Consider the following 9,213-nt stretch of genomic DNA (forward strand, 5'->3'; position numbering starts at 1 on the left):
AACCAAACGGCGCGCCATCCCTGAACAGCGCTACCCGCCAGCAATCATCCCCAATTGTCCAATCCAGACCAGCATCACAACCCGTCCAGACCACCAACACCGCCTCAGCGCCGCCGGTGAGGGTGGTATCTAGTCAGCACCGAAGAGAGTCGCAAGAGGTTTTTTTGCCGAGGGACAAAATTTCTGTCCCGACCTCCCGGGGCAGGGGCAAACGCGCCGTCCGTACGGCGGGATCGGGTTGTTACAGGCATGAGGCCGCCCGGGGTTCACCGGCTGCAGGGAAAACCCCGCAGCGGCAGGGCGATCCCTGTGGTTCCCGGTGTTTCAGGGACGCCTGTCGAAGGCCCGGTCGATCCGCGCGCAGCGACGACCCCCGGGTCGGCGGTCATACACAGGCCTCCGTGTGACCCGGAAGGAACAGGCCGTCATTTGCCGGGCGGATCCCGCGCGCGGCGCCTGCGTGGGCTGTCCCGATGTCGCGCGCCGATCGTGCAGATTGACGGCCTGTCTTCGATCTGCCACGTCGCAAGTGCCATTTCCTGAGAGGCGATCATGAAGGACAAGCCGCTTGACCGGGCCGAAAGGGCTCTGCTGACCGTCATCCGCGAGATCGACGACAAGCGCGGTGGGGTCGACCGCGACAGGCTCTCCGTCATGGCCCGGGGGCGCGGGCTGGAGGTCACCAGGCCGCTGGCCTCGCTGGTGGATCGCGGGCTGATCGAGGAAATTCATCGCCGCCCGTTCCTGCTGGCCCGGGTGTTCGGGGCGCGGCCTGCGCTGCTGTTCAGGCTCACGCAGTCCGGGCTGGCTGCCGCGGCGGAAACCGACCCGGCGACCGAACCCGAACTGGGGGCGTCCGGGTCGACGACCGCGCCGATTGCGCCTGTCGCGAAGCCGCCTGCCGCCGGGATCGGCGAGCCTGAACCGGAACCGGCAGGCGCGGGCCCCGTGGCGGCGTCGCCTGCCAACCCTCTGAAACCAGAAAATTTATCCGTCAAGGATACCGTCCCGGCCAAGGCGGCGCGCGCGGCCGGGGGGGCTGCGCGGGCAGCGCGGCCGGATCGCAGGGATTTGGCGGCGTTTACCGAGGATCTGGGCGGTGCGCCGGTTCCCGCGGGGGGCGTGTCGCTGTCGCACGGGGTCGAGCCGGAGGTCATGGAGGGGCTGCGCGACGTGCTGGCGGGCCTCGGGATGGAGCTGACCTTTGCCGGTGAGGCGCTGGTCGGCGACCGGCTTGCGCGCGGCGAGACGGCGGGCGAGGCGCTGAGCCAGGTGGTGCTCTTCGCCTTTGCCCATGCCGCCCGGGAGGACATGGCCTCCGGCGGCGCGCTGGCGGCGCTGGGTTTCGGGGAATATGCGGGCGAAGTGGCGGCGGAGCTGAAAAAACTCAATGCTGCCGGGCTGATGGACGCCGACCGGTGCGAGGCCGTGCTGTCCCTTATTGCCGTTCTGGCGGGGGATGACGCAGCGCGCGACCAGGTCGCCGCCGAGATCCTGGTCGATCCGGTCGGGGGTCTTCTGCCCCCTGCCCTGCTGCCGGAGGAGCTTCGCCCGGCGGGCGATTCCTGATCCGGGCGGGCCTTTCTGTCCCCGTCACGGGGACCCGCTTGCGGCCGCAATGGCCGGTTTTCCGGCCTCTTGCCGACATCCGGCGATCCGGCGGCTGGGCCTCTGGATCGCCGCGCTAGGCAGGGCCGCGCAAAATCGGAAAACCGTCGGACTTTCATCGGACTTTCATCGGACTTCTGGCCCGACAGGGAACGACCGCCAGGAACGACCGGGTGCGGCCCTTCCCGACCTTCGGACCCGGCAGGACCGCGCGGCGCGCGCCTCAGCCGGGCGGGGTCCAGAGGACGTCCTCGATGTGCGGGGCGGCGGTGGCCAGCATCACCACCCGGTCGAATCCCAGAGCGATCCCCGAGGCGGGCGGCATCAGCGCCAGCGCGGCGAGGAAGTCCTCGTCGAGTGGATAACGCTCGCCGTAGACGCGCTGTTTCTCGTCCATCTCGGCGGCAAAGCGGCGGCGCTGTTCGGCGGGGTCGGTCAGCTCGCCGAAGCCGTTGGCCAGTTCCACGCCGCAGGCATAGACCTCGAAGCGCTCGGCCTCGCGGGGGTCGTCGGGGCAGGTGCGGGCAAGCGCCGCCTCGGCGGCGGGGTAGCGATCGAGGATGGTCACCCTGCCCTGCCCGAGATGCGGCTCGACCCGGGCGACCAGGATGCGGCTGAGGATGTCGGACCAAGTGTCATCCCCGGCCGGCCCGATCCCGGCGCCCGTGGCCTGCGCCGCCAGAGCGTCGCGGTCGGTCGTGCCATCGGGCCGGATCGTGGCCAGCAGGTCGATCCCGGCATGGCGCGCGAAGGCCTCGGCGACCGAAATCCGCTCATGGGGCTGGAACGGGTCGCAGTCGGCATCGCCGTGGCGCAACAGGGTCGTGCCCGCCGCCTGGCAGGCCAGCCGCAGCATCGCGGCGGTATCGTCCATCAGGACGGCGTAATCCTCGTGCGCGCGATACCATTCCAGCATGGTGAATTCGGGGCTGTGGCGCGGGCCGCTTTCGCGGTTGCGCCAGACATGGGCGAAGGCGGCGATCCGCGTCTCGCCCGCCGCCAACAGTTTCTTCATCGCGAATTCGGGCGAGGTGTGCAGATACATCCGCCGTGCCACGCCGTCATTGCCGATGGCGTCGGTGGGAAAGGCATGCAGATGCGCCTCGTTTCCCGGGCTGATTGCCAGCGCGGCGGGATCGACCTCGGTGAAGCCCTGCCCCTCCAGCCAGTCCCGGATCGCGGCCTGGATGCGGTTGCGGGCCAGAAGCGCGGGGCGGCGGTCGGCATGCCGGTCGGGGTGCCACCACGGGGTCTGGGTCACGATCTGCGCCTTTCGTCTGGAATTTCGCGCCAAGTTCGGCTAGGGGCCTGTCCGATCCGGCGCTTAACGCGCGCAACGCCTGTCCACAAGGAACCCGCCCCGTGAAAGTCATCGCCTCCTCGCTCCGCAAGGGCAATGTCGTCGAAAAGGATGGCCAGCTCTATGTCGTTCTCAGGGCCGAGAACTTCCACCCCGGCAAGGGCACGCCGACGACATCCGTCGACATGCGCCGGATCTCGGACGGGGTGAAGGTCACCGAGCGCTGGAAGACCACCGAGCATGTGGAGAAGGCCAATGTCGACGAACGGGAATACGATTTCCTGTATGACGATGGCGAGGGCTATCATTTCATGAACCCCGAAACCTTCGATCAGGTCGTTGCCAGCCCCGACGTTGTGGGCGATGCGGCAGCCTATCTGGAACCGGGAATGCGGGTGTTCCTGCAGACCTTCGAGGACAACCCGATCGCGATCGAACTGCCGCAGAAGATCGTGGTCGAGATCACCGAGACCGAGCCGGTGGTCAAGGGGCAGACCGCGTCCTCGAGCTACAAGCCCGCGATGACCAATATCGGCGTGCGGGTCATGGTGCCGCCGCATATCGACGTGGGCACGCGGATCGTCATCAACACCGCCGACAATACCTATGTGGAGCGGTCGAGGGACTGAGCGGCCCCGCCCCTGCCCCGCCATGCGGCGGGGGTGACGCCCTCGGCCTGCCGGAAGGCCCGGATCAGGTGCGAGGCGTCGCAAAAGCCGGTGGCGGTGGCGATCTGCGTCACGGACCGGTCCGAGCGGTCGGGCAGAAGGCGCACCTGCGCAAGCCGCACCCGCAGGAAGGCGGCCTTGGGGGTCTGGTCCAGCGCCTCGCGGAAATGGCGTTCCAGCTTGCGGCGGCTGACGCCGAGACGCGCCGCCACCTCGGCCACGCCGGGCGGGACGTCAAGGTTCTGCTGGACATGCAGCAGCGCCTTGCGCACCAGCGGATCGCGGGTCTTCAGATCAAGCGGCAGGCCCGGTTGCGGATCGTCCCCGGCCCTTTCCTCGGGGATGATCATGATGCGCAGGCTTTTCCGCGCGGCGACCCGGCCGATATGGCGTTCGACCAGAAAGGCAGCCGGATGCGCCGAACTGGCCTCGCCCGAACAGGTCAGCCGGTCGCGATCCACCACGAAGATGCGGTCCGAGACCGGCACCAGCCCGTCGAACTGGTCCACGAAATCGTCGTGGTGGAACCAGCTCACGCAGCAGCGATAGCCCTGCATCAGCCCGGCCCGGTGCAGCACGAAGGCACCGGTGCAGACGCCGACCGCGGCACCCTCGCCGCGGCCGCACGCTGCAGGAAGGCGGTATAGGCAGGCTCCAGCCGCTCGATCTCGTCGATCAGGCCACCGACCACCACGATGTAATCGAAGCGCGCCGGATCGCCCGGGGCCTCGTCCGGGCCGATCGCGATGCCGCAGCTTGACCGGACGGGGTCCATGCTGGCCAACAGCACCTTCCAGCTGCAATGGATCGGGCGCGACCGGTCGCCCCCGTCCGCCGACAGCCGCAGCACGTCCACGACATTGGCGAAGGCCGCCAGCGTGAAGCGCCGTGCCAGAACGACGCCCACGCGCAGGCGCGGCCCTGGCGGATGGGACGGGGGGCGATCCGGGCTGGCCATGACGCGATCATAATACCGCTCTGAGGCATTCATACAGTGATTTCCCGCGGGTTCCTGCGATACTGGCCCATATTGCAAGTCCGCCCGCGAGGAATGCGCCATGACCCGTTTCTCTGCGATGTCGCTGCTGAAGAACGCGCTGACCGGCCACAAGGGCTGGGGCGAGCGGTGGCCCGACAGCCAGCCCCGGGCGGAATATGACGTGGTGATCGTCGGCGCGGGCGGGCACGGCGCGGCATGATGCGGTGGCCTGGGGCTATGCGCGGGCGGCGGCGGCGCGCGGCGTGGACATTATCCAGAACTGCCCCGTCACCGCGATCCGGCGCGGGGCGGATGGCGCGGTCGAGGGGGTCAAGACGGCGCGCGGTTTCATCCGCGCGAAGAAGGTGGCGGTATCGGCGGCGGGGCATACCAGCGTGCTGATGAACAGCGCAGGGATCCGCATGCCGCTGGAAAGCTATCCGTTGCAGGCGCTGGTCAGCGAGCCGGTGAAACCCTGTTTCCCCTGCGTGGTGATGTCGAACACGGTGCATGCCTATATCAGCCAGTCCGACAAGGGCGAATTGGTGATAGGCTCGGGCACCGATCAGTATACCAGCTATTCGCAACGCGGCGGCCTGCCGCTGATCGAGCATACGCTGGCCGCGATCTGCGAGGTGTTCCCGATCTTCAACCGCATGCGGATGCTGCGCAAACGGGACGGCATCGTGGACGTGACGCCCGACCGCTCGCCCATCCTGGGCAAGCTGCCCGTGCCGGGGCTTTACGTCAATTGCGGCTGGGGCACCGACGGGTTCAAGGCGACGCCGGGGGCGGGGCATCTGCTGGCCTGGACCGTGGCCAGGGACGCGCCCCACCCGATCAACGCGCCCTTCACGCTGGAGCGGTTCACCACCGGCCGGCTGATCGACGAGGCGGCGGCGGCCGCTGTCGCGCATTGAGGACAGACCCATGCTTCTGATCCATTGCCCCTATTGCGACGAGACCCTGCCCGAGGCCGAATTCGCCTATGCCGGCGAGGCGCATGTCGCGCGGCCCGCCGATCCGATGGCGACCAGCGACGAGGAATGGCGCGATTACCTTTTCATCCGCACCAATGCGAAGGGTCCGCATTACGAACGCTGGCGCCATGTCCATGGCTGCGGGCGGTTCTTCAACGCCATCCGCGACACGGTCAGCGACCGCTTTCTCATGACCTACAAGGCAGGCGAGGCACGCCCCGGCCTGCCCGGGACGGGGGACGCGCAATGAGCCGCTATCGCATTCCGGGCAAGGGCCGCGTGGATCATGCCGCGCCGGTCCGCTTCAGCTTAGACGGGCGCAGCTATACGGGCCTGCGCGGGGATACGGTGGCCTCGGCGCTGCTGGCGAATGGCGTGCATCTGATGGGGCGGTCCTTCAAGCATCACCGCCCGCGCGGCGCCGTCACCGCCGGGTCGGAGGAGCCGAACGCGCTGATCGGCAACATGCAGAAATTGCGTGCGGGGCTGGTGGCGGAAAGCCAGAACAAGTGGCCGGGGCTGGGCTTCGATCTGGGGGCGGTCAATGACCTGGCATATCCGCTGTTCTCGGCGGGGTTCTATTACAAGACCTTCATGTGGCCGCGCGCCTTCTGGGACAGGCTTTACGAGCCGGTGATCCGCGCCGCCGCGGGGCTGGGCCGTGCACCGGGCGAGCCTGATCCCGACCGCTATGCCTCGCGCTACCTGCATGCCGACCTGCTGGTGGTCGGTGCGGGGCCCGCGGGGCAGGCGGCGGCGCGGGCGGGGTTGCGCGTGATGCTGGCGCAAGGCGCAATCGAAAAGCCGCTGGTCTTTGACGGCAATGACCGGCCCGGCGTGATGCTGGCGGGGGCGGCGCAGACCTATCTGCACCGCTTCGGCGTTCTGGTAGGCAAGCGGGCGGCGGTCGTGACCTCGCATGACAACGCCTATTTCGCGGCGTTCGACCTGGCCGATGCGGGGACGCGGATCGCGGTTCTGGTGGACACGCGCGAGGCGCCCCCGGCGGACCTGCTGGACCAGGCGCGGAGCCGCGGGATCGAGGTGCTGGCGGGCCATAGCGTGACGGCGACGGCAGGGCGGCTGCGGGTGCGGTCGGTGCGGGTGAACCGGGTGAAGGACGGGCAGGTGGCGGGCGGGCAGCCCATCGCCTGCGACTGCCTGCTGATGTCGGGCGGCTGGACGCCCTCGCTGCATCTGTTTTCCCACACGAAGGGCAGCCTGATCTGGGATGCGGCGGCGCAGACCTATCTGCCCGGCGAGACCATCGAGGAGTGCCATGTCGCGGGCGCGGGCAAGGGGCTGTGGGGCTGTGGTGCCGTGCTGGCCGATGGCGATGCCGCGGGTGTGGCCGCGGCCCGTGCGCTGGGGCACGCGGCGTCCGAGGCAGCGCCCCAAGCGGCCCATGACCGCACGGGCAGCGGCGAGGCGCTGCGCGAATTGCCCAGCGACCTTGCCCCCGGCCTTGCGCGGGCCTTTGTCGATTTCCAGAACGACGTGACCGCCAAGGACATCCGCCTGGCCGTGCGCGAGGGGATGAAATCCATCGAGCATGTCAAGCGCTACACCACCACCGGCATGGCCACCGATCAGGGGAAGCTGGCTAATATCAATGGCTTGATGATCGCGGCCGACACGCTGGGCAAGGCCCCGCCGCAGGTGGGGCTGACGACCTTTCGCCCGCCCTATACGCCCACGACCTTCGGCGCGCTGGCGGGTTATCACCGGGGCAGCCATTTCGAGGTGACGCGCAAGACCCCCATCGACCCTTGGGCCGAGGAACAGGGCGCGGTGTTCGAACCGGTCGCGCAATGGCGCCGCGCCTGGTATTTCCCCCGCCCGGGCGAGGGCATCTCGGCCGACGCCTTCCCGCACATGTCCGTCGCCGAATGCCGCGTCGCGGGCATCCCCGCGCGGCTGTTCCGGCTGAGTTTCACCGGCGAGCCGGGCTTCGAGATCAACGTGCCCGCGCGGTATGGGCTGGATCTGTGGCGGGCGCTGATAGCGGCGGGTGCGCCCTTTGACATCTGCCCCTATGGCACCGAGACGATGCATGTGCTGCGCGCCGAAAAGGGCTTCATCATCGTGGGGCAGGACACCGACGGCACGGTGACGCCCGCGGATGCGGGGCTGGGCCATCGGCAAGGCCAAGCCCGATTTCGTGGGCAAACGCTCGCTGTCCCGGCCCGACATGGTGGCGCCGGGGCGCGGGGTGCGCACGCTGTTCGACAGCGCGACCGTGGTGCTCTGGCGCGACGGCCCCGAGGCGTTCCGCATGGATGTCTGGCGCTCCTTCGTCCCGCATGTCCGCACCTTGCTGGAGATCGGGCAAGAGGAACTTGCCGCCGGTCTGTGAGCGCGCGCGCGGAATCGCCGGGGGACGCCGGAAAGCGGGCCGCTCATGGTCGCGTCGATGCGTGTGCCGGCCGCGCCCCCTGCCCCGCCCGTTTCGCGATCACGCCAGCGTATCCTTTACGATCCGCCCGCCCTTGAGGATCAGGCGCAGAGAGGTGTCGGGAGTTTCGAGCCAGGCGAGATCGGTTTCCGGATCGCCCTCGATCACCAGCAGATCGGCCAGCGCATCCTCGCGGATCACGCCCAGGGTCCCGGCATAGGGCGCGCGATCGCCCGACAGCGCCAGCAGCGCGCCCGCCGCGCCGGTGGCCTTGTGCAGGGCTTCGAGCGGCGACATGAAGCGGGCGAGCCTGGCCAGGTTGCGGCCCTGCAACGCGCCGCCCTGCGCGTTGAACAGGATGTCGGTGCCGAAGACGACATTCACGCCATGCTTGTGCGCCAGATCGAAGGCGCGCACCGTGCCCTCGGCGGCCTGCTGCTGCCTGGCGATCTGGCGGGGGTCGGTGTAGGCGTTGGAATCCTCGTCGGCGAGGAAGGGCTGGATCGACCACCAGACGCCATTGTCGGCCATCACGCGCACGGTGTCCTCGTCCGCCAGCTGGCCGTGCTCGATGGATTTCACGCCCGCGGCGATGGCCCGCCGGATGCCGGTCGAGGTGTAGACATGGGCGCTGACATAAGGTGCCCCAATCCTCGGCCGCCTCGACTGCGGCGCGCATCTCGCGTTCGGTGTATTGCGTGGCGTCCAGCGGATCGTAAAGCGAGGCGACCCCGCCGCCCGCCATGATCTTGAGCTGGCTCGCCCCCTTCATCAGCTGTTCGCGCGCGGCGCGCAGGACCATGTCGGCGCCGTCGGCGATCTGCGCAACGCCCTGCCGTTCGATGTAGTTCGCGGGCGTGTCGGGAAAGCGTGGCAACTCGTTCAGCAGGCGGAAATCGCCATGCCCGGCGGTCTGCGAGATCATCGCGCCCGAGGGGAAGATGCGCGGTCCGGCCACCACACCGCGGTCGATCGCCAGTTTCAGCCCGAAGGCGGGACCGCCGACATCGCGCACGGTGGTAAAGCCGCGCATCAGCGTGGCGCCCGCCTCGCGCCCGGCCATCAGGTGGACGAAGCCGATATCCTGCGTCAGCGCCACGATCTGGCTGACCGCGACCGGCGTCGCATGCCAATGCGCGTCGATCAGGCCGGGGATGACCGCGCGCCCGCCGCAATCGATCCGCTCTGCCTCCTGCGGGCCCTGGCCGGTCGGCGGCAGGGCGGCGATCCGCTCGCCCGCGATCAGGATGTCGACGCCCTCGCGCAGCGCCAGCGTCTCGCCG

At 69.1% G+C, this 9,213-nt stretch carries 8 protein-coding genes and 3 pseudogenes; 6 read left to right on the forward strand and 5 right to left on the reverse strand.

The window, feature by feature from the left end; all coding sequences use genetic code 11:
* The first annotated feature begins 552 nt into the window (after positions 1–552).
* Positions 553–1,569, forward strand: a complete 1,017-nt coding sequence (locus tag ENN83_RS16705; protein WP_287188949.1) for a hypothetical protein — start codon at positions 553–555, stop codon at positions 1,567–1,569.
* 262 nt (positions 1,570–1,831) lie between these two features.
* On the opposite strand, the gene epmA is transcribed toward ENN83_RS16705, so the two are convergent.
* Positions 1,832–2,869, reverse strand: a complete 1,038-nt coding sequence (gene epmA / locus ENN83_RS16710; protein WP_287188951.1) for an EF-P lysine aminoacylase EpmA — start codon at positions 2,867–2,869, stop codon at positions 1,832–1,834.
* A gap of 101 nt (positions 2,870–2,970) precedes the next feature.
* On the opposite strand from epmA, the gene efp reads away from it, so the two are divergent.
* Entirely contained in the window at positions 2,971–3,537 is a 567-nt protein-coding gene (gene efp / locus ENN83_RS16715; RefSeq protein ID WP_287188953.1) for an elongation factor P, read from the forward strand.
* On the opposite strand, the gene ENN83_RS17065 is transcribed toward efp, so the two are convergent.
* Together ENN83_RS17065 and ENN83_RS17070 are read right to left on the reverse strand one after the other, a co-directional pair.
* A complete protein-coding gene (locus ENN83_RS17065; RefSeq protein WP_349760149.1) occupies positions 3,513–4,154 on the reverse strand; it encodes a GlxA family transcriptional regulator in 642 nt (213 codons plus the stop codon). The genes efp and ENN83_RS17065 overlap by 25 nt on opposite strands.
* On the reverse strand, positions 4,133–4,534 hold the full coding sequence (locus ENN83_RS17070; RefSeq protein WP_349760150.1) for a hypothetical protein: 402 nt from the start codon (positions 4,532–4,534) through the stop codon (positions 4,133–4,135). The genes ENN83_RS17065 and ENN83_RS17070 overlap by 22 nt, the downstream gene beginning before the upstream one ends.
* Before the next feature lie 100 nt (positions 4,535–4,634).
* Between ENN83_RS17070 and ENN83_RS17255 the strand changes: the two genes are divergently transcribed.
* The 4 genes and pseudogenes from ENN83_RS17255 to ENN83_RS16735 form a co-directional block, all read left to right on the forward strand.
* On the forward strand, positions 4,635–4,775 hold the full coding sequence (locus tag ENN83_RS17255) for a hypothetical protein (protein WP_414707686.1): 141 nt from the start codon (positions 4,635–4,637) through the stop codon (positions 4,773–4,775).
* Positions 4,753–5,475 (forward strand): annotated as a pseudogene (locus ENN83_RS16725) (FAD-dependent oxidoreductase); the annotation flags it as partial. The gene ENN83_RS17255 and the pseudogene ENN83_RS16725, both read left to right, overlap by 23 nt.
* 10 nt (positions 5,476–5,485) lie before the next feature.
* Positions 5,486–5,785 carry a sarcosine oxidase subunit delta gene (locus ENN83_RS16730; protein WP_287188955.1) on the forward strand — a complete coding sequence of 100 codons (300 nt, stop codon included), beginning with the start codon at positions 5,486–5,488 and terminating at the stop codon, positions 5,783–5,785.
* A pseudogene (locus ENN83_RS16735) lies at positions 5,782–7,744 on the forward strand (2Fe-2S iron-sulfur cluster-binding protein); the annotation flags it as partial. The gene ENN83_RS16730 and the pseudogene ENN83_RS16735, both read left to right, overlap by 4 nt.
* A gap of 246 nt (positions 7,745–7,990) precedes the next feature.
* Here the strand turns inward: ENN83_RS16735 and ENN83_RS16745 are convergent.
* Positions 7,991–8,512, reverse strand: coding sequence for an amidohydrolase family protein (locus ENN83_RS16745; protein WP_287188956.1), 522 nt, complete (start codon positions 8,510–8,512; stop codon positions 7,991–7,993).
* Positions 8,513–8,627: 115 nt separating this feature from the next.
* Positions 8,628–9,029, reverse strand: a pseudogene (locus ENN83_RS16750) (amidohydrolase family protein); the annotation flags it as partial.
* Between the last annotated feature and the right edge of the window lie 184 nt (positions 9,030–9,213).

The sequence above is a fragment of the Rhodovulum sp. genome, assembly GCF_011048875.1.
Classification (GTDB): Bacteria; Pseudomonadota; Alphaproteobacteria; order Rhodobacterales; family Rhodobacteraceae; genus Rhodovulum; species Rhodovulum tesquicola.

Excerpts from the sequence above, each read along its gene's own strand:
- ENN83_RS16705 (WP_287188949.1), top strand. The coding sequence starts at position 553 with ATGAAGGACAAGCCGCTTGACCGGGCCGAAAGGGCTCTGCTGACCGTC.
- ENN83_RS17070 (WP_349760150.1), bottom strand. The coding sequence starts at position 4,534 with ATGGCCAGCCCGGATCGCCCCCCGTCCCATCCGCCAGGGCCGCGCCTG.
- ENN83_RS17255 (WP_414707686.1), top strand. The coding sequence starts at position 4,635 with ATGACCCGTTTCTCTGCGATGTCGCTGCTGAAGAACGCGCTGACCGGC.
- ENN83_RS16730 (WP_287188955.1), top strand. The coding sequence starts at position 5,486 with ATGCTTCTGATCCATTGCCCCTATTGCGACGAGACCCTGCCCGAGGCC.